Raw genomic sequence first — 18,834 nt, 5'->3', positions numbered from 1 at the left:
ATGCGTATTCTATATTCTATGTGTACAATAGAGAGCAACCATACACATGGAGGTATAATGAGAACCAATATTGTTATTGACGACGAACTGATGAATGAAGTTATCAAGTTGACCGGCGTAAAGACCAAAAAAGAAGCCGTAGAACTCGGCCTGTTAACTTTGATAAGAATAAAGAAACAAGAAGCGATCAAGCGACATCGGGGTAAATTGAAATGGGATGGTAATCTCGACGACATGAGAACGGATTGATGGTATTGATCGACACCAGTGTATGGGTGGATTTTTTCAACGGTAAAATTAGCAGTGAGACCGAGAAACTCGATCATTATTTGTCCAGCACGGTGATCATTGTTGGGGATTTAATTTTAGCTGAAGTGCTGCAAGGATTTAGAAACGACAAAGATTACCAAATAGCAAAATCACTACTGACAGAGCTTGAACTCGTGCAACTTTGCAATAGTGATTTGGCAATTAAATCGGCCCAAAACTATCGCATGCTCAGAAAGCAAGGTATCACCATCAGAAAAACCATCGATTGCCTCATCGCCACTTACTGCATCGAAACCAAAACGCCTTTGCTTTTCTCAGATCGTGATTTTGTTCCATATGTTGAAAATCTGAGGCTGAAAGATGCGTCGGTTTTGTGATTTTTAACGTCAATATTCCATTCTAACTTCTGAGAGCTTGTAAGTAGGCAGAATGACTTCTTCTTGGCCGATGCCAGATAGCACTGTCATTTTCTTGTCATATTAATCCTATATCTTCATCAGTATTCAATTCCCGTAATGGAGTCGGTTTTATGCTGGATGTCGATGCAATGCTGAAAGATTATTTCCCAGATTCGCAGGTGCAGAGCGATAAGCCGCTGATGAAGGCGGCGTCTTCGTTGTTGAAAAAGCTGTTGCATCAGGAAGAGATCAATCGTTTTATCGAGACACACCGGCATTTGGAAGGATTGGAATTCAACGATGCGGTGCTGGAGCATTTTAATTTTTCGTTTCAGGTTTCCAGCAAGGACCGGGCACGCATTCCGGATCAGCGCCGGGTGTTGATTGTAGCCAATCATCCGCTCGGTTCCTTGGATGGATTGGCGTTGCTGAAGCTGGTATCGGAGATTCGCACCGATGTGAAGATTGTGTCGACGAGCTTGCTGGATTGTATCGATCCGCTGAAAAGTTTGTTTCTGCCGGTGGATAATTTTTCCAAGGTGGCGAAACATCGCGACAATTTGAACTTGATTGTAGCGGCGCTGGAGACGGAGCAAGCGGTGATCGTGTTTCCCACTGGCGAAGTGTCGCGTATTTCTCCGCTGGGGGTGCGCGACGGTAAATGGAAATCAGGATTTATTTCGTTGGCCAAGAAAACCAAAGCGCCGATTGTGCCGGTGCATATCGGCGGCAAAAATTCCGCGATGTTTTATGGTTTATCGAGCATTTACAAGCCGCTTGGCACGATGATGCTGGTCAATGAAATGTTCAACAAGAAAGGCGGTGAAGTTTCGTTCCGCATTGGCAAACCGATTCCGTGGGAATCGATCGCCGCGATGGATTTATCCAAGAAAGCGGCGGCAAAGTTGATGCGCAAGCAAGTTTACTGGCTCGGCGAGAAGAAAAAGAAGGAACTGTTTAAGCCGATTGAAAATATCATTCATCCCGTCCGCACCAAGTTAATCCGCAAAGAACTGAAAGCGTCGCAACTAATCGGAAAAACCCAGGATGGCAAGCATATTTATCTGTTCGACTATCTGCCGAATTCCAGTGTGATGCGCGAAATCGGGCGGTTGCGTGAATTGTCATTCCGCCAGGTTCAGGAGGGCACCGGTAATGCGCTCGATGTCGACAGTTACGATCGCTACTACCGGCATCTGATCCTATGGGACGAAGATGAATTGGAGATTATCGGCTCTTATCGTATCGGCGAAGCGGCGAGAATTCTCAAAACGCGTGGCGCAGAGGGGCTATACACGCACAGCTTATTTGCATTTAATCCGGCATTTCTGCCATACCTGGAGCAATCGATCGAGCTGGGACGCAGTTTCATTCAACCCCGCTACCAGAACAAACGCAGCTTGGATTATCTATGGTATGGCATCGGCGCTTATCTTTATCAGCACCCGGAAATTCGCTATATGGCGGGGCCGGTATCGATGAGCACGGCGCTGCCCGAAGTAGCGCAACAGACGATTGCAAACTTCTACCATCAGCTGTGCGGCAATAATCAACAGCTGGCCGTTCCCAGGATTCCATTTGAGTTTGATGCGGCAGCGGATTTTGCAACGTATAACAGGGTCGCTGATGAAACGGAATACAAGCACGCGTATGCGATGCTAAAAGAGAAACTGGATGCATCCGGTGTTAAAGTGCCGGTGCTGTATAAGCAGTATGTGGAACTGTGCGAGCCGGGCGGTTGCGAGTTTCTCGGTTTTAATATCGATCCGCAATTCTCAAACTGCGTGGATGCGTTGATTCTGGTGCATGTCGGCGCGATCAAGGAAAAGAAACAGCAACGCTATATTCAGAGCCATGCGGTTATCATGCAGGAACGGAATTCTGCGTAGCAGCTACAGTTTTTTAAACTTGAGCTGCGCCACACAAGTTCTTTACGATTGGTGCACGAAGATTCGATTACAGCCGGTTGCTTTAGCCCGGTCGACTGCTTCCGTGGCAGTTTTCAATAAACCGGAAAAACCATCGGGTGAGTTTGGTTGCAATTCCGCGACACCCAGGCTTGCAGTCACATGAATGCCGGAGGGGTGCAGATGCTCGATGGATTGACGTATTTTTTCAGCGATCATTGCCGCGCCCGCAAGATCGCAATGCGGCAGCAGCAGGGCGAATTCTTCCTCACCATAACGTGCCGCGATGTCTTCTCTGCGAATGGAGCCGGTGAGTGTCGCAGCAACTTCTTTCAATACTTTATCTCCGCTGGCGAGACCGAAGTTATCGTTGATCGATTTGAACCGGTCGATATCCACCATAATCAGACTGCATGGAATGCTGTGCCGGGCGGCCTCGCTCAATTTCGATGGCGCTGTTTCCAGCAGAAAATAGCGATTATATAAACCGGTAAGCGGGTCCTTCATTGCCAATTCGTGCATCTGGCCCTGCTGCATGATTGCTTTACTTGACAATTTCTTGTTACTGATCAGCGTGTTGATTCGCGCCAGCAATTCCTCCTGGATAAGTGGTTTACTGACATAGTCATTCACACCGGAACGCAGCAGCTCAACTTTACGCGTAGCGTCATCAAGAACCGAAAAGACCAGTAGCGGCAAGTCTTTTTTGTCATCCTCAAGACTGCGAATGGCTTTTACAATCGCGTGGCCATTGAGTCTGCCTTTCAGCAAAGTATCGGCTAGCACCAGATCATAATCATTGTTTTGCAACGCCAATAATCCTTCTTCACCATTACTGAAATGATCCACCGTATAACCGCACCCGGTGAGCAATGCAGTCACTGCGTTTGCCATGGATGTGCTGTCTTCAAGATACAAAATATGACCGCTCATTGCCTTGTTGCATCGTTTCCTCGAAAACTGCACGGTATAACTGGTGATTTTATCTAATTCATGCTTGGAAAATATTTCTGTCACACCGGCTGAAAATGCTTCGTCCTGAAACTCCTTATTGTCGTTTGCGGTAATCATCACCAGCGGAATTTGCCGGGTACGGGAATCGGCGCGTAATTGCGATGAAAACATGGGGCCATCCATATCCTGCAAGTGCGTGGCGATAAATACCAGATCAAAAGGCTGTTTCCTCAATAATGTAAGCGCTTCACCACCCGTTGAGACTTGTTTGGTACCCAATCCGCCCGATTCGATCGCGGTTGATAGCAGTTTTTGGTATGTTCTGGATGGTTCAACGATAAGTCCTTCCATATTTCGATACTCCTTCAATGACATCAAGCCGGTTACAAGCAACAGAGATTCTGCGGTTTACGTTACGTTTTGCCAGGAACATGGATATCGACATTCCGGTTGGGTTTTTTAGGAGATTTATTTTTTACTAGGCTCGATCGTTGAACCGGCACAATCGCTTTGATGTGCATGGATTTGTCTGATTAACCATGAAGAGGTAAACTGCTGAGGAATTTTTGCTTGTTTTCTTATCAAGGCAAAAATCAATTTCTAAAAAAAACTGAATAAAGGAGATTTTTTGATGAGAAGCATTGTAAAACTGTTCTGGGTGCTTTCGATATTATTCCTTTTCTCGTCTCAAGCGATTGCTTCGGACAGCTATATTAATAACTCAGCCGAGAAATTTTCCAGCGGTGTAGCGAATGCAGTGACCGGGTGGGTGGAACTGCCCAAGAATATTATTTTAACCAGCCAAAAAGAAGGACCGGCTTACGGCATCACCGTGGGACTAGCCATGGGGATCATGCATACCGTTGGCCGCAGTTTAGTGGGTGTGTTGGATGCTGCAACTTTCTTTATTCCAACCAAGCCATCAGTTAATCCGCCCTATATTTGGCAAGATTTTTCGCGTGAAACATCCTATTGATTCATAGTTGCCGCACTAGGTAACGCAGTTTTATAACGTTACCCGGCACCATAAAAGCAAAACGCCGTACCAGTCTCTACTGGTACGGCGTTTTATTATCAGTAACGGAGATGTATGCGCTACAGATTTAGCGTTGCGTTTCAAGTGCCGCGATTCTCTCTTCCAGCGGCGGATGTGACATGAATAAGCGCGAAAATCCATTGCTGTCACCGGAAATACCGAAAGCGGCCAATTGATTAGGTAAATGCGCCGGTTCATGAATCATTTGCAAGCGCCGGAGTGCAGCAATCATCTTCGCTCTTCCGGCCAGGCTGGCGCCGCCCGCATCGGCGCGAAATTCACGCTGACGGCTAAACCACATAACGATAATACTGGCCAACACACCGAGCACGATTTCGGCAACGATGTTGGTAATCCAGAAGGCGGGGCCATGTCCTTCTTCTGTTTTGAAAATGACACGATCGACGGTATGGCCGATAACGCGCGACAGGAAAATGACAAATGTATTGACGACGCCTTGGATCAACGCCAGGGTGACCATATCACCGTTAGCAATATGACTGACTTCATGCGCCAGCACGGCCTCGGCTTCATCCTGACTCATGTTGTTGAGAAGACCAGTGCTCACCGCGACCAGCGCATCGTTTCGTGACATGCCGGTGGCGAATGCATTGACATCCGGCGCATCGTAAATAGCCACTTCCGGCATGCCGATCCCAGCCGCTGCCGCTTGCCGTTGTACCGTAGCAACCAGCCAATGTTCTTGCGCGTTTCGCGGCATTTCGATGACTTGAGCACCAGTGAAGCGTTTTGCTGTCCATTTGGACAAGGCAAGCGACATGAATGAGCCGCCAAAGCCGAATACCGCTGCGAATATCAGCAGGGAATTGATATTCAGACCGGTTCCTTGCGCATCAAGGATTTTTTCAACGCCAAGCAATCGTAATGTGATGCTTAGAACAACTACAATGGCCAAATTAGTTGCCAAAAAAAGAAGAATTCTTTTCATTCTTTTACTCCATGGTATTTATCGAATACAAAACAAGACTGGTATTGATATATGAATTTCTCATCATTTTTCAAGCAAATTATAGTTAAAATTTTCTGATTAAGCCGGGTGATTGCAAGCGAATTAATGCAGCTGCCCGGCTTGGTTTTAGGTGCGCAATTTCCTGAAGGGTTCGCAGAAATTTATTGTGCAGGATTCGATTGCGTGGATTTAGGCTGGGTATTTCTGACGATCTGAAAGAGAATCTCGCCTTCTTTGATCATGCCCAAGTCGCTGCGGGCACGTTCTTCAATGGCTTCAAGTCCTTGTTTCAGATCGTTGACTTCGGCTTCGAGCATGTTGTTACGATTCTGCAGCTGCAAATTCTCCGCCCGTGCCGCAACAACCTCCTGATCTACTTGCCAAACCCTGAGCCAGCTTGCTTTCCCAAGCCATAATGGGTATTGCATTGCAGCAATGGCGACGAACAGGAGGAAACTCAATAGCTTCATTATTTGAGTTGGTAAAATGCTCTCCGGCCGGCGTAGCTGGCCAAATCTCCCAAATCTTCTTCAATCCGCAACAGTTGATTGTATTTGGCGAGACGATCGGAACGGGACAGTGAGCCGGTTTTGATTTGTAAAGCGTTTGTGGCGACGGCGATATCGGCAATGGTGGTGTCTTCGGTTTCGCCGGAACGATGCGAAATGACCGCTGTGTAACCGGCGCATTTCGCCATCTCAATCGCGGCAAAGGTTTCAGTTAAGGTGCCGATCTGATTCACTTTGATCAAGATGGAATTGGCGATATTGCGCTTAATGCCTTCCTGCAGAATTCTGGTATTGGTTACGAAGATATCGTCACCGACCAATTGGATTGATTTACCTAATTTTTCGGTCAGCAATTCCCAACCGTTCCAGTCAAGTTCGCTCATACCGTCTTCGATCGTGATAATCGGGTATTTATCCACCCACGATGCCAGATAGTCCGTAAACTGCGCCGATGTCAGCTGCAGGCCCTCGGATCCTAAATGGTATTTACCATCGTGGTAAAACTCCGAACTGGCACAGTCAATGCCGATGGCAACGTCTCTACCCGGTTGATATCCTGCTTGATCGATTGCTTGCACGATCAACTGCAAAGCGGCTTCATTGCTTTCCAGATTGGGAGCAAATCCGCCTTCATCGCCGACGGTTGTAGGCATGCCTTTGTCGTTGATGAGTTTCTTTAACGTGCTGAAAACTTCCGCGCCGCATCGGATCGCATCGCGAAAATTAGCAATTCCCAGCGGGATGATCATGAATTCCTGCATGTTGATATTGTTGTTGGCATGCGCGCCGCCATTGATCAAGTTCATCATCGGCACTGGCATCGACATCGAAGCGGCGCCACCGAGGTAACGGTACAACGGCAAGCCGGATTCTTCCGCAGCCGCTTTAGCAACCGCGAGGGATACCGCGAGGATGGCATTGGCGCCAAGTCTGGATTTGTTTTCAGTGCCGTCCAGATTGATCAGTTCTTGATCGATGAAGCTTTGATCGATGGCATCCAATCCCATGAGTGTTTCGGAAATTTCGGTATTCACATTCTCCACGGCTTTGAGCACGCCTTTGCCCGAATAGCGCTGCGCATCGCCATCGCGTAATTCCATCGCCTCCCGGGTGCCGACGGATGCGCCGGAAGGAACCGAGGCGCGTCCGAGCACACCGGATTCCAGCAGTACATCCGCTTCAATGGTTGGATTACCGCGAGAATCCAGAATCTCGCGGGCGATGACATCTACTATTGCACTCATGCTACATTTTCCCTGTTGTTGACTGTTGTTAAGTAGTTGTTATTTATTTTATTTCTGGTATGGCAGGCAGTAATTTCTAGTCTTTTTAGCTGCGCTGCCGGTAATTCTCTGTTGAACTAACTAGTCCGTACGGCATGTATTTTTTCATCTCCGGCGTGTTGGTGCTCATGAGCAAAATGAATCGCCGCCTGAACATAGGACTTGAATAGCGGGTGGCCTAACCGGGGTGTGGAGGTGAATTCGGGATGAAACTGACAGCCCAGAAACCAGGGGTGATCTGTTTCAGGAAGCTCTATCATTTCACACAAATTTTCTTCCTTGGAAAAACCACTGATGCAAAGCCCGGCTTTTTCCAATTTTGGAATATAAAAACTATTGACTTCGTAGCGATGACGGTGACGTTCGCTAATAGTATCCGCGCCATAGGTTTTCCAAGCGAGCGAATCCTTTTTCAACATACATTCCTGCCCGCCCAAGCGCATACTGCCGCCGATATCGGAATTTTCGTCGCGCGTTTCAATTAAACCATCACGAGTCCGCCATTCGGTGATCAAACCGATGACCGGGTAGGGGGTATCAGGATTAAATTCAGTGCTGTGCGCGCCTTTCATGCCGGTCTTATTGCGTGCATATTCAATCACTGCCAGTTGCATGCCCAGACAAATGCCCAAATACGGAATGCGGTGGGTACGGGCAAAATTGATCGCCATGATTTTGCCTTCCACGCCGCGCTTGCCAAAACCGCCGGGGACCAAAATGGCATCCATGCCGATCAAGCAATCCGTGCCTTCTTTTTCGATATTTTCAGAATCGATGTAGACGATGTTAATCCGGCTGTTGGTATGAATCCCCGCGTGAATTAAAGCTTCGGAAAGCGACTTGTAAGATTCGGTTAAATCGACATACTTGCCGACAATGGCAATCGTGACGGTATGCTTCGGATGTTCCAGCGCATATACCAATTTCTTCCACACGCTCAAATCAGCCGGTTTTGCCAGAATACTCAGTTTGTGACAAATGATTTCATCGAGCATTTGCTCATGCAGCAAGCCTGGGATCTTGTAGATACTGTCGACATCGATGGCGGAAATAACGGCTTCTTCCTGAACATTAGTAAAAAGCGCAATTTTTCTGCGTTCTTCCTTGGGTACTTCGCGATCCGAGCGGCATAGCAACACATCCGGCTGAATACCGATTTCGCGTAATTCCTTGACCGAATGTTGCGTCGGCTTGGTTTTTAATTCCCCGGCCGAACCGATATAGGGCAGTAAGGTAAGGTGAATGAAACAGGTATCCGTGCGCGGATTTTGCACCGCCATTTGCCGGATGGCCTCCAAAAACGGCAGCGATTCAATATCGCCAACCGTGCCGCCGATTTCGATAATCGCAACTTGCGCATCACCTACGCCCATCTGAATATAGCGCTTGATCTCATCGGTGATATGCGGGATCACTTGCACCGTGCCGCCGAGATAATCGCCGCGTCTTTCCTTGCGGATCACGCTTTCATAGATTTGCCCGGTGGTGAAGTTATTATGCCGTGTCATGCGCGTGCTGATAAAACGCTCGTAATGCCCTAGATCCAGGTCGGTTTCAGCGCCGTCTTCCGTAACAAATACCTCGCCATGCTGGAACGGGCTCATGGTACCGGGATCCACATTAATGTAAGGATCCAGCTTGAGCATCGTTACTTTAAGCCCGCGCGACTCCAGCAACGCACCCAGGGATGCAGCGGCAATTCCTTTGCCCAGGGAAGAAACAACACCGCCAGTCACAAAGACATACTTGGTCATGAGCGGTTATCGCAATGAGAAAAATTCATGAGATCGGTAAAATTGAATTGCATGGCTCCGAGCGGATAGGGCGTCCAGTATTTATTAACGAATTTCAGCGAGTAACGTATTGATCGCTTGTTCAGTTTGATGCCGGTAGCTGCTACCAAAAAGATTCAAATGATTAAGAATATGATAGAGGTTATAAACCAATTTGCGAATATTATAACCGGAATCCAAAGGATAATCATACCGGTAAGCAGAATAAAAATCGGTGGGAAAGCCACCGAAAAGTTCGGTCATGGCGATATCCGCTTCCCGGTCGCCATAATAGACCGCCGGATCAAATACTACCGGATTTCCGCTGTCATCATAAGCAAAATTGCCGCTCCATAGATCGCCATGCAGCAGCGCAGGAAGCGGCGGTGCATCGGGAAAAAATTTATCCAGATCGATCAATAATTGTTCCCCGAGCTTTTGCAGCTTGCCATTATGCCCATTGGTTTTGGCCAGATCCAATTGAAAACCCAGCCGCTGCGTACGCCAGAAATTGATCCAGTCTGAGGACGGTGTATTGATTTGCGTAGTTTGTCCGATGGTGTTGTCGCGCACCCAGCCAAATTGTTTTGCAGTCGTGCGATGCATGGCGGCCAATTGCCTGCCTAAATCCGCTGCATTGCCACGCATACCGCTATTTAAATCGAGATATTCCAGAACCAACCATGCGGCGTGATCATTGTGACCGTAACAAACAGGCAACGGAACACGCAATGTTTGCAACTGATGAATTTCCAGGAGGCCAGCAGCTTCCGCTTCAAACATGATCAGGCTATCAGCTGTATTGAGTTTGACAAAATAGCGTTGCGCGCCATCCGTAATGCAATACGTCTGATTGATACAGCCGCCGCCAATCGAGCGGGATTCTTTTACATTGAAAAGCGCATTTGTGACAGTGGAAATTTGTGCACTGATGTCATGCCATACGTGCATGTTTTACACTTTCCGTGACAACCATGCCTTGGCTTTTTGAATTGCTGCCTGCACTTGCTCCGGTGCGGTGCCACCAGTGTGATTCCGGCTATTCATGGAACCTTCCAGCGTCAATACGGTGAAAATATCGGATTCAATTTGTATCGAGAATTGTTGTAATTCATTCAACGCAAGCTTACTCAAATCGCAGCCTTTTCGTTCCGCATATTGCACCGCTTTGGCCACGATTTCATGTGCATCGCGAAAGGGAATCCCTTTTTTGACCAGATAATCCGCCAGATCCGTGGCAGTGGCATAACCGCGCAGTGCCGATGCACGCATCGTTTCGTGATTGACTCGGACACCGCCCAGCATATCGGCGTAAATCCGCAGTGTATCCGCCAGCGTGTCGACGGTATCGAACAGCGGTTCTTTGTCTTCCTGATTATCCTTGTTGTAAGCCAGCGGTTGCGCTTTCATCAGCGTCAGCAATGCCACCAGATGTCCGTTGACGCGCCCGGTTTTACCACGCACCAGTTCCGGCACGTCGGGATTCTTTTTCTGCGGCATGATGGAAGAACCGGTGCAGAAACGGTCGGCCAATTGAATAAAACCGAACGCCGGATTCATCCACAAAATGAATTCTTCCGACATACGCGACAAATGCGTCATGATAAGCGCCGCGCAAGCGCTGAATTCGATCGCAAAATCGCGATCCGAAACGGCGTCCAGCGAGTTCTGGCAAACAGCTTCAAAATCGAGCAATTGTGCAACCCGCTCACGATTGATCGGATAACTCGTACCCGCCAGCGCGGCGGCGCCGAGCGGCAGCTGATTCACCCGTTTACGGCAATCGGCCAAGCGTTCAACGTCGCGTTTCAGCATTTCAAAATACGCCATCAGGTGATGGCCGAATGACACCGGCTGTGCCACTTGTAAATGGGTAAAGCCGGGCATGATCGTGTGGATATGCTGATCCGCCAGATTAAGTAAGGCGTGTTGCATAGCTTTAATCAGATTGATAATTTCGTCGATTGCGGCACGTAAAAATAAGCGGATATCCGTCGCTACCTGATCGTTACGCGAACGGCCTGTGTGCAGCCGTTTTCCGGCATCGCCAACCAAGGCAGTCAGGCGTTTTTCAATATTCAAATGAACATCTTCCAGTTCCTGCAACCAGACAAATTGGTGATTGAGGATCTCATCACGGATTTGCTGCATGCCTTGCTGAATAGCGGTTAAATCCGCGGTGCTGATAATGCCCTGTTCCGCCAGCATCTGCGCGTGCGCCAACGATCCCTGGATATCGTATTCCGCCAAGCGTTGGTCAAAACTCACGGAAGCGGTATAACGTTCCACCAGCGCTGAAACCGGCTCATTGAAACGGCCCGACCAGGTTTTTTTATTGTCATCTTGTTGCAATGCAGGGTCATTATTCATTACGTGGCTCTTTATTCCTTTGTTTTCTGATCAAAACATTAACAGGCGGCATTATAAAACATAAATACCCAGCCGGTTATTTTGTGCGAGTGCGATTTTTGCCAATTTTCCGATCCACAGCGCGCAATCATTTCAGTTAATTGATGCACGCCACTTTTCCTTCTATACGTATTAGTGGATAATTCGCGTTTTCCTCTGCCACCCATAACACAAGGAGTTATTCATGTCGGATTACAATAGACAAAATCCAAACCAGCAATCCAAAACTGATAATTTATTCTCACAATTCAATTCGAAGTTCGAATGGATGGCACAGATCCCGACGATGCAATTGCCCGCAAAGTATGCTGGAGCATTGATCGGACTTATTATCGTCGTCATCGCATGGAAAATGATCTCCGTCAGCAAAGTGGAATCCGATATGGCGAAGAAACTTGAAAGCGAGCGCGCGATTATCACACAACAAGCCAGGGAATACGCCGATCAGCAATACGTGAAGGAAGAAGAACGCTTCGGGCAAGTTTTATCTTGGGCGGTACGTGGTGAATTAATCCGCAACAATATTGACCAAATCGATCAATACTTAAGCGAAATCGTCAGAATGAAAGATACCGAACGTGTGGTATTGATCGGTGAAGATGGGCAATTGCTGGTTTCCACCGATAAACGGCTGGAAGAAGCAAAAGGAACGGAAATATTTCCGAAAGAAATTCTGAATTTGCAAAAGATTTCGGTTAGATCGGATGTCGACGGTAAAAAAATTCTGGTTGTTCCAGTCATGGGATTGAACAAGAAAATCGCCACTTTGGTTGTCAGCTACAAACAACCTAAATTCTAATAAAGATTGACCGCACACGCGGTTTAAAACTTGTTACAATGAATGAAAGGCTTTTGCGATGGCAAAAGCCTTTTTTTATTGGATACGGCGGATTTGCGCGCCGAGCGCGGATAGTTTTCCTTCGATATTTTCATAACCGCGATCCAGGTGATAGATACGGTCAATCACGGTTTCACCTTGCGCAATCAATCCGGCAATCACGAGACTGGCCGAAGCGCGTAGATCGGTTGCCATGACATTGGTACCGTCCAAGTGAGCAATGCCGGTGACGATGGCGGCGTTGCCTTCGACTTCGATGCTGGCGTTCATGCGCTTCAATTCCTGCACATGCATCAGGCGGTTTTCAAAAATGGTTTCGGTAATGATCGCGGTTCCATCAGCAATGCAATTCAGCGACATGAATTGCGCCTGCATATCGGTCGGAAAAGCCGGGTAGGGGGCGGTACGCACATTCACAGACTTGGGTTTCGCGTGCATTCTCAGGTTAATCCAATTTTCATTGGAATCGATCCGTGCACCGGCTTCGGTTAATTTATCCAGAACCGCGTCGAGAAGATGCGCATCGGTATTTTTTAAATGAATTTCACCACCGGTGGCGGTAGCCGCGACCAGAAATGTACCGGTTTCAATACGATCCGGCATGACCATGTGTTCCGCGCCATGCAGCGACGGTACACCTTCAATTGTGATGATGTCGGTGCCTGCGCCTTGAATTTTTGCGCCCATTGCTTTCAGGCAGTTGGCAAGATCAATAATCTCCGGTTCTCGCGCTGCATTTTCAAGAATTGTCGTTCCTTCGGCGAGAGTTGCCGCCATCATCAGATTCTCGGTGCCGGTGACCGTCACGATATCGAAAACGATACGCGCGCCGTGCAGTTTTTTCGCTACCGCATGAATGTAGCCATGCCGGATATGAATTTCCGCGCCCATTGCCTGCAAGCCTTTGATGTGTTGATCGACCGGGCGCAGACCGATGGCGCAGCCGCCGGGCAATGAAATCTCCGCTTCTCCTGCGCGCGCAAGCAAAGGGCCAAGCACCAGAATGGCGGCGCGCATGGTTTTGACCATTTCATACGGTGCGATCAACTGGGACAGCGTGGCGGCCGATAGCACCACTTCATTGTTGCTAGGCATAGAAATATCCGTTCCCATTTGTTTGAGCAGTGACATCATGGTGGTGATGTCATGCAATGCGGGAACATTAGTGATTTTAAGCGATTCCCCGGTGAGCAACGCGGCGCACAACACTGGAAGCGCGGCGTTTTTTGCGCCCGAAATGGAAATTTCGCCTTGTAGCGGTACGCCCCCCTGGATAATCAGTTTTTGCATAGCATGAAAAATACAAATGAAGTTTCGATTAAAATTCCGGCCTGGTTGAAATGTGCCCAAGTTCACTGCATCATACCGCAATAGTGCGGTTAAGGTTGCTCGCGGGCGCCAACTATAACAAAAAATACCGAATCAATTTCATCAGGAGAAAAAATGACCAAGCAAATCATCCATACCGCCGATGCGCCACAAGCCATTGGCACTTATTCGCAAGCAGTACGGGTGCGGGGAGGAGGATATACCATTTATCTATCGGGACAGATTGGATTGAATCCGGTCAGCATGCAAATGGCGGATGGGATTGAAGCCCAGATTCAGCAGGTATTCGCCAACCTGAAAGCGGTGGCGGCAGCCAGTGACGGCAGTTTGAACGATATTGTGAAGCTCAATATATTTCTCACCGATCTCGGCAATTTCGCGCTGGTCAATGAAATCATGGCCAGTCATTTTTCCCAGCCCTATCCGGCCCGTGCCGCCGTCGGCGTTAAAGCGCTGCCGCGTGATGCGCTGGTGGAAATGGATGCAGTCATGGTGCTGCAAAGCTGATCAATCAACTCAGTGACTGCCAGCCCGCAGGTGCAGGAGAAGTTATCCCGTTTGGGCATCGCTACCGAACTGGATTTGATTTTGCACCTGCCGATTCGTTACGAAGATGAAACACATCTGTTTCCTATCGCCGATGCGCCGCCAGGGCAAACGGTACAAGTTGAAGGCGTTATAATTCACAATGAAGTGGTTTTTCGTCCCAGACGGCAACTGGTTTGCCAGGTGGAAGATAACAGCGGTGTTGTAGTGATGCGCTTTCTGAATTTCTACGGCAGTCAAATCAAAACGTATGCAGTGGGAAAGCGTGTGCGGTTATTGGGCGAGATACGTGGCGGTTTTTTTGGCGCCGAAATGGTGCATCCCAAATGCCGCATTGTTCGTGAAGGAGAATCGCTGGCGGATACAATGACGCCGGTTTATCCCACGACAGCGGGTTTGACGCAAACGATTCTGAGCAAATTGATCGCACAGGCTTTGCGGAATGCCCAGCACATGCTGACCGAAACCATCCCTGACCTTATTGTCCGGAAATACCGGCTGATGAGTCTTCCGGATAGCATCCAGTGTCTGCATAATCCGCCGCCCGAGGTATCGATCGAAGCGTTGCAAACGCGCACGCATCCGGCTTGGCGGCGCGTCAAATTCGACGAATTGCTGGCGCAGCAATTATCGATGCGTTTGCACTACCGGCAACGGCGCAGCCGTTCTGCACCGGTGTTGACGCAAAAGGACACACTGAAACAGCAATTTCTCGCGCAACTGAATTTTACGCTGACAACCGCGCAAATCAGAGTTTGCGCGGAAATCAGCCGAGATTTGGCTTCCGCGTATCCGATGCAACGCTTGCTGCAAGGCGACGTCGGCAGCGGCAAAACGATCGTGGCCGCGTTGGCAGCGTTACAGGCGATTGAAAACGGTTATCAGGCGGCCATCATGGCGCCGACCGAGATTCTTGCCGAGCAACATTTTCAGAAATTAACCGGCTGGTTTGAGCCATTGGGAATCAAGGTGGCTTGGCTGTCCGGCAGTCAGAAGAAGAAACAAAAACAAGCCGTGCTGGACGATATCGCATCCGGCGCCGCGCACCTGGCTGCCGGTACGCACGCGCTGTTCCAGGATCAGGTGATATTTCATCAATTGGGTCTGGCGATTATTGATGAGCAACACCGCTTCGGCGTGCAGCAGCGCCTGGCACTGCGCATGAAAGGTACGCAATCCGATCAAGTACCGCACCAGTTGATGATGAGCGCGACACCGATTCCACGCACATTGTCGATGAGTTATTTCGCCGATCTGGACGTGTCAATCATCGACGAATTGCCGCCGGGCCGCTCGCCGGTCGTGACCAAATTGATCGCCGGTAACCGCCGTGAAGAGGTTATTGCGCGTATACGTCATGCCTGCGAGCAAGGTAAGCAAGTCTATTGGGTTTGCCCGTTGATCGAGGAATCCGAGACGTTGCAATTGCAAACCGCGATGGAAACATTTGAAAATTTGCACTCGGTTTTTCCGGATTTAACGATTGGCTTGGTGCATGGACGCTTGCCTGCGCAGGAAAAAGCCACTGTGATGTCAGCGTTCAAGCAAGGAGAAATCCAATTACTGGTTGCGACAACGGTTATTGAAGTCGGTGTGGATGTGCCGAATGCATCGTTGATGGTGATCGAAAACGCCGAGCGCATGGGTTTGTCGCAATTGCATCAGTTGCGCGGCCGTGTCGGACGCGGATCGGAAGCCAGCATTTGTATTCTGATGTTTCAACAACCCTTATCCGAAATTGCCCGCAAGCGGCTCAAAATTATTTTTGAACACACGGATGGTTTTGAAATCGCCCGTCAGGATTTAAACTTGCGCGGCCCCGGCGAATTTCTGGGAGCGCGGCAGAGTGGTGTACCGATGCTGCGTTTTGCCGATCTGGAACAAGATGGAGAACTCATCACGGCCGCGCAAGCTGCCGCGGAAGAAATGCTCAACAGCTATCCGGAGCTGGTGCAGCGGCATATCGAGCGGTGGCTGGGGGATAAAACCGAATATTTGCGAGTATGAAGATACATGGATTTGCTGTCACCGGTACGCTGCCATCGTTAACCGGTTAGGATCAAATGAATAGATTGAATCAAACGATAAAGGATCATTACTGTCATGATTGTTAAGGATAAGGTTTCATGGACACGATTGCTGTTTCATTTCAGAGGCAGCAGTTTCATGGTGACGTGGCCACGTATCCTCATGGTGACTATCTCCGCGATGATCGTGACCTATATCGAGCTGTACTACAACATTCAAGCGTATACGCTCACGACGACTCCGTTCTTGCTGATTGGTGTTGCGCTGGGTATATTCCTGGGCTTCCGTAACAGCGCTTCGTACGATAAATTCTGGGAAGGGCGCAAACTTTGGGGTGCACTGGTCAACACTTCGCGCAATCTGGCCCGTCAAACATGCTTTCTGATCAAAGCGCCACAGGATAATGAGGCGGTGCGGCAGTTTCGCGAAATGTTTGTTAAACGCATGATTGCGTATGCGCATGCACTGCGCTGTCATTTACGTAGGGAAGATTCCGCTGAGGAAATCAAAAAATTTCTTACACCGGAAGATCTGGCTCAAGTGCTCAAATCGACACACCGTCCGCTGGCCATTTTGCAGCAACTGGGCCGTGATCTTGCAATTGCACGCGAGCGGCAGTGGTTAAGTGAATTCAATCATCCGGCGATGGATGCGCAGATCAACGAGCTTACCCATATTCTCGGCGGTTGCGAACGTATCAGAAATACCCCGCTACCGTTCAGTTATTCCGTATTGATCCACCGTATTGTGGCCTCTTACTGCATTTTCCTGCCGTTTGGATTGGTTGAAACCACCAGTGTACTGACGCCGATTGTTGTTCTGCTGATTTCGTATGCCTTCTTTGAATTGGATGCCATCGGCGATGAAATTGAAGATCCTTTCGGTTTGCAACCGAATGATCTGCCGTTGACTGCGATTTCACGCAATATCGAGATTAACTTGCTGGAACTGATCGGCGCCCCCGACCGGCCGGTTCCTCTTAGTCCTGTGGATGATATTTTGATGTGATGATACAAACGAACAATTTCGCTTTCCTTACCGCGATCATCCCTGTTTTACAATTCCCTTTTTGAGACTGATGTATAATGCCGCTCAACAATTCTCAGTATGGCTTTGCCAGATCTCAGGTTAAGAATTTCTAGCATGCAACACTTTCATTTTCTAGCTTTGCCGCAATGAACAAAGCGCATCCGCTGGCATGGCATTCCACACTGACTTCTGTTTCATACCATCAACGTAACTGGTTACAGGATCGCGGGTCATTGACGCGCCGCATCCAGGATCGCTGCGGACAATTTCGCGTACAACGCCTATTCCAATCGTTCAGCAGGATTTACGGGGATGAGTTGGGTGTGATGGGATTGCGTGCCAGTGAGTTGGCCATGGTGCGGGAAGTTTATTTATACTGCGGGAATACGCCAGTGGTGTTTGCGCATTCGGTGGTGGCGCATAAAAACCTGCGCGGTGCATGGCGGGGTTTGAGCGGATTGGGCAATAAATCACTGGGAACGGTTTTGTTTACCAATCCCAAAATCAAGCGCACACCGCTGGAATTTAAAAAAGTCAGCCGTGGCCATTTCCTTTATGATCGTGCATGTGCGCGCTTGCCGGAGACACCGGCCAAACTGTGGGCGCGGCGCTCGTTGTTTACACTGCACGGGCAATCGATATTAGTAACCGAAGTTTTTTTACCCGCTATCTTGAATTTACCGCTATGAATTTGGCAGACCGAATTAGAATCTATGCGCAATTGATGCGGCTTGATAAACCGATCGGTATTTTACTGTTGTTATGGCCGATGCTGTGGGGTCTGTGGTTTGCCGCACAGGGAATACCCGATGGGCAGATTCTGGTCATTTTTGTGTTGGGCACGGTGCTGATGCGCTCAGCGGGCTGTGTCATCAATGACTACGCCGACCGCAAGATCGATCCGCATGTCGAGCGCACCAAAAATCGCCCGATGGCGGCCGGCCGGGTTAGCTCCAAGGAAGCTTTGCTGCTGGCGGCAGTATTGAGTATCTGCGCATTTCTGCTGATTCTGCCTTTGAATCAACTGACCATCCTGCTTTCGGTACCGGCACTGTTTCTGGCTGGAAGCTATCCGTTCACCAAGCGTTTCTTTGCGATGCCGCAAGCTTATCTGGGCATTGCGTTCAGTTTCGGCATTCCGATGGCTTTTGCCGCACAAACCGATAGCCTGCCGCCGATCATTTGGGTTTTGATGCTGGCCAATCTATTCTGGGTGATTGCGTACGATACCGAGTATGCCATCGTCGATAAACCGGACGATTTGAAAATCGGCATCCAAACTTCCGCGATTACTTTTGGACGCTTTGATGTGCTGGGCGTGATGGTATGTCATGCCTGTTTCATCGCGATCATGCTGATCATCGGACAAATGCAGCAGATGAATTGGGCGTATTACGCCGGATTATCGGTTGCAACCGGGTTAATTGCTTACCAATATACATTGATCCGGCATCGCGACCGGGCTTTGTGTTTCAAGGCATTTCTGCATAACAATTGGGTAGGAATGACGGTGTTTGCCGGGATCGCGCTCGATTTTGTCATTTTCCCGCATTAAG

General features: G+C 48.9%; 18 protein-coding genes. 10 read left to right on the top strand and 8 right to left on the bottom strand.

What is annotated here, in order from left to right; translation table 11 throughout:
* The first annotated feature begins 57 nt into the window (after positions 1 to 57).
* From R2103_RS06940 to R2103_RS06930, 3 genes are all read left to right on the top strand, one after another.
* Positions 58 to 249, top strand: coding sequence for a type II toxin-antitoxin system VapB family antitoxin (locus R2103_RS06940; RefSeq protein ID WP_317530745.1), 192 nt, complete (start codon positions 58 to 60; stop codon positions 247 to 249).
* A complete protein-coding gene (locus R2103_RS06935; protein ID WP_317532068.1) occupies positions 249 to 647 on the top strand; it encodes a PIN domain nuclease in 399 nt (132 codons plus the stop codon). The genes R2103_RS06940 and R2103_RS06935 overlap by 1 nt, the downstream gene beginning before the upstream one ends.
* A gap of 152 nt (positions 648 to 799) precedes the next feature.
* The gene (locus R2103_RS06930; RefSeq protein WP_317530744.1) at positions 800 to 2,557 is read left to right on the top strand and encodes a lysophospholipid acyltransferase family protein; all 1,758 of its coding nucleotides are present in this window, start codon (positions 800 to 802) and stop codon (positions 2,555 to 2,557) included.
* Positions 2,558 to 2,599: 42 nt separating this feature from the next.
* Here the strand turns inward: R2103_RS06930 and R2103_RS06925 are convergent, their stop codons facing one another.
* Positions 2,600 to 3,880 (bottom strand): diguanylate cyclase, encoded by a 1,281-nt coding sequence (locus tag R2103_RS06925; protein ID WP_317530743.1) that lies wholly within the window; start codon positions 3,878 to 3,880, stop codon positions 2,600 to 2,602.
* A gap of 280 nt (positions 3,881 to 4,160) precedes the next feature.
* On the opposite strand from R2103_RS06925, the gene R2103_RS06920 reads away from it, so the two are divergent.
* Positions 4,161 to 4,505, top strand: a complete 345-nt coding sequence (locus R2103_RS06920; protein WP_317530742.1) for an exosortase system-associated protein, TIGR04073 family — start codon at positions 4,161 to 4,163, stop codon at positions 4,503 to 4,505.
* Between the two features lie 127 nt (positions 4,506 to 4,632).
* Here R2103_RS06920 and htpX read toward each other — a convergent pair whose 3' ends face one another.
* The 6 genes from htpX to argH form a co-directional block, all read right to left on the bottom strand.
* Positions 4,633 to 5,514, bottom strand: coding sequence for a protease HtpX (htpX, locus tag R2103_RS06915; RefSeq protein WP_317530741.1), 882 nt, complete (start codon positions 5,512 to 5,514; stop codon positions 4,633 to 4,635).
* A gap of 182 nt (positions 5,515 to 5,696) precedes the next feature.
* On the bottom strand, positions 5,697 to 6,005 hold the full coding sequence (gene ftsB / locus R2103_RS06910; protein ID WP_317530740.1) for a cell division protein FtsB: 309 nt from the start codon (positions 6,003 to 6,005) through the stop codon (positions 5,697 to 5,699).
* The gene (eno, locus tag R2103_RS06905; protein ID WP_317530739.1) at positions 6,005 to 7,288 is read right to left on the bottom strand and encodes a phosphopyruvate hydratase; all 1,284 of its coding nucleotides are present in this window, start codon (positions 7,286 to 7,288) and stop codon (positions 6,005 to 6,007) included. Before eno ends, ftsB begins: the two co-directional genes overlap by 1 nt.
* 116 nt (positions 7,289 to 7,404) lie before the next feature.
* Positions 7,405 to 9,081: a CTP synthase gene (locus tag R2103_RS06900; protein ID WP_317530738.1), complete on the bottom strand. Its 1,677-nt coding sequence runs from the start codon at positions 9,079 to 9,081 to the stop codon at positions 7,405 to 7,407.
* Between the two features lie 84 nt (positions 9,082 to 9,165).
* A complete protein-coding gene (locus R2103_RS06895) occupies positions 9,166 to 10,050 on the bottom strand; it encodes a fructosamine kinase family protein (protein ID WP_317530737.1) in 885 nt (294 codons plus the stop codon).
* A gap of 3 nt (positions 10,051 to 10,053) precedes the next feature.
* A complete protein-coding gene (gene argH, locus R2103_RS06890; RefSeq protein ID WP_317530736.1) occupies positions 10,054 to 11,469 on the bottom strand; it encodes an argininosuccinate lyase in 1,416 nt (471 codons plus the stop codon).
* Between the two features lie 223 nt (positions 11,470 to 11,692).
* Between argH and R2103_RS06885 the strand changes: the two genes are divergently transcribed.
* Complete coding sequence (locus R2103_RS06885) at positions 11,693 to 12,307, top strand: hypothetical protein (protein ID WP_317530735.1); 615 nt, start codon at positions 11,693 to 11,695, stop codon at positions 12,305 to 12,307.
* 75 nt (positions 12,308 to 12,382) lie between these two features.
* On the opposite strand, the gene murA is transcribed toward R2103_RS06885, so the two are convergent.
* Complete coding sequence (murA, locus tag R2103_RS06880) at positions 12,383 to 13,636, bottom strand: UDP-N-acetylglucosamine 1-carboxyvinyltransferase (RefSeq protein WP_317530734.1); 1,254 nt, start codon at positions 13,634 to 13,636, stop codon at positions 12,383 to 12,385.
* A gap of 153 nt (positions 13,637 to 13,789) precedes the next feature.
* On the opposite strand from murA, the gene R2103_RS06875 reads away from it, so the two are divergent.
* From R2103_RS06875 to ubiA, 5 genes are all read left to right on the top strand, one after another.
* A complete protein-coding gene (locus tag R2103_RS06875; RefSeq protein ID WP_317530733.1) occupies positions 13,790 to 14,182 on the top strand; it encodes a Rid family detoxifying hydrolase in 393 nt (130 codons plus the stop codon).
* A 12-nt stretch (positions 14,183 to 14,194) separates the two neighbouring features.
* The gene (gene recG / locus R2103_RS06870; protein WP_317530732.1) at positions 14,195 to 16,228 is read left to right on the top strand and encodes an ATP-dependent DNA helicase RecG; all 2,034 of its coding nucleotides are present in this window, start codon (positions 14,195 to 14,197) and stop codon (positions 16,226 to 16,228) included.
* Positions 16,229 to 16,324: 96 nt separating this feature from the next.
* Positions 16,325 to 17,257: a bestrophin family protein gene (locus R2103_RS06865; RefSeq protein WP_317530731.1), complete on the top strand. Its 933-nt coding sequence runs from the start codon at positions 16,325 to 16,327 to the stop codon at positions 17,255 to 17,257.
* A gap of 167 nt (positions 17,258 to 17,424) precedes the next feature.
* On the top strand, positions 17,425 to 17,967 hold the full coding sequence (locus R2103_RS06860) for a chorismate--pyruvate lyase family protein (RefSeq protein WP_317530730.1): 543 nt from the start codon (positions 17,425 to 17,427) through the stop codon (positions 17,965 to 17,967).
* The gene (gene ubiA, locus R2103_RS06855) at positions 17,964 to 18,833 is read left to right on the top strand and encodes a 4-hydroxybenzoate octaprenyltransferase (protein WP_317530729.1); all 870 of its coding nucleotides are present in this window, start codon (positions 17,964 to 17,966) and stop codon (positions 18,831 to 18,833) included. The genes R2103_RS06860 and ubiA overlap by 4 nt, the downstream gene beginning before the upstream one ends.
* Position 18,834 lies beyond the last annotated feature (1 nt).

Source organism: Nitrosomonas sp. Is24 (assembly GCF_033063335.1).
Taxonomy (GTDB): Bacteria; Pseudomonadota; Gammaproteobacteria; order Burkholderiales; family Nitrosomonadaceae; genus Nitrosomonas.
This window is presented reverse-complemented; position numbering and strand designations above follow the sequence as displayed.

Bases quoted from the DNA above. Each gene is read 5' to 3' on its own strand.
- R2103_RS06875 (WP_317530733.1), top strand. From the start codon at position 13,790: ATGACCAAGCAAATCATCCATACCGCCGATGCGCCACAAGCCATTGGC.
- htpX (WP_317530741.1), bottom strand. From the start codon at position 5,514: ATGAAAAGAATTCTTCTTTTTTTGGCAACTAATTTGGCCATTGTAGTT.
- R2103_RS06895 (WP_317530737.1), bottom strand. From the start codon at position 10,050: ATGCACGTATGGCATGACATCAGTGCACAAATTTCCACTGTCACAAAT.
- R2103_RS06865 (WP_317530731.1), top strand. From the start codon at position 16,325: ATGATTGTTAAGGATAAGGTTTCATGGACACGATTGCTGTTTCATTTC.
- R2103_RS06900 (WP_317530738.1), bottom strand. From the start codon at position 9,081: ATGACCAAGTATGTCTTTGTGACTGGCGGTGTTGTTTCTTCCCTGGGC.
- R2103_RS06920 (WP_317530742.1), top strand. From the start codon at position 4,161: ATGAGAAGCATTGTAAAACTGTTCTGGGTGCTTTCGATATTATTCCTT.
- R2103_RS06925 (WP_317530743.1), bottom strand. From the start codon at position 3,880: ATGGAAGGACTTATCGTTGAACCATCCAGAACATACCAAAAACTGCTA.
- argH (WP_317530736.1), bottom strand. From the start codon at position 11,469: ATGAATAATGACCCTGCATTGCAACAAGATGACAATAAAAAAACCTGG.
- R2103_RS06930 (WP_317530744.1), top strand. From the start codon at position 800: ATGCTGGATGTCGATGCAATGCTGAAAGATTATTTCCCAGATTCGCAG.
- R2103_RS06860 (WP_317530730.1), top strand. From the start codon at position 17,425: ATGAACAAAGCGCATCCGCTGGCATGGCATTCCACACTGACTTCTGTT.
- R2103_RS06940 (WP_317530745.1), top strand. From the start codon at position 58: ATGAGAACCAATATTGTTATTGACGACGAACTGATGAATGAAGTTATC.
- eno (WP_317530739.1), bottom strand. From the start codon at position 7,288: ATGAGTGCAATAGTAGATGTCATCGCCCGCGAGATTCTGGATTCTCGC.
- R2103_RS06885 (WP_317530735.1), top strand. From the start codon at position 11,693: ATGTCGGATTACAATAGACAAAATCCAAACCAGCAATCCAAAACTGAT.
- ftsB (WP_317530740.1), bottom strand. From the start codon at position 6,005: ATGAAGCTATTGAGTTTCCTCCTGTTCGTCGCCATTGCTGCAATGCAA.
- R2103_RS06935 (WP_317532068.1), top strand. From the start codon at position 249: ATGGTATTGATCGACACCAGTGTATGGGTGGATTTTTTCAACGGTAAA.
- ubiA (WP_317530729.1), top strand. From the start codon at position 17,964: ATGAATTTGGCAGACCGAATTAGAATCTATGCGCAATTGATGCGGCTT.
- murA (WP_317530734.1), bottom strand. From the start codon at position 13,636: ATGCAAAAACTGATTATCCAGGGGGGCGTACCGCTACAAGGCGAAATT.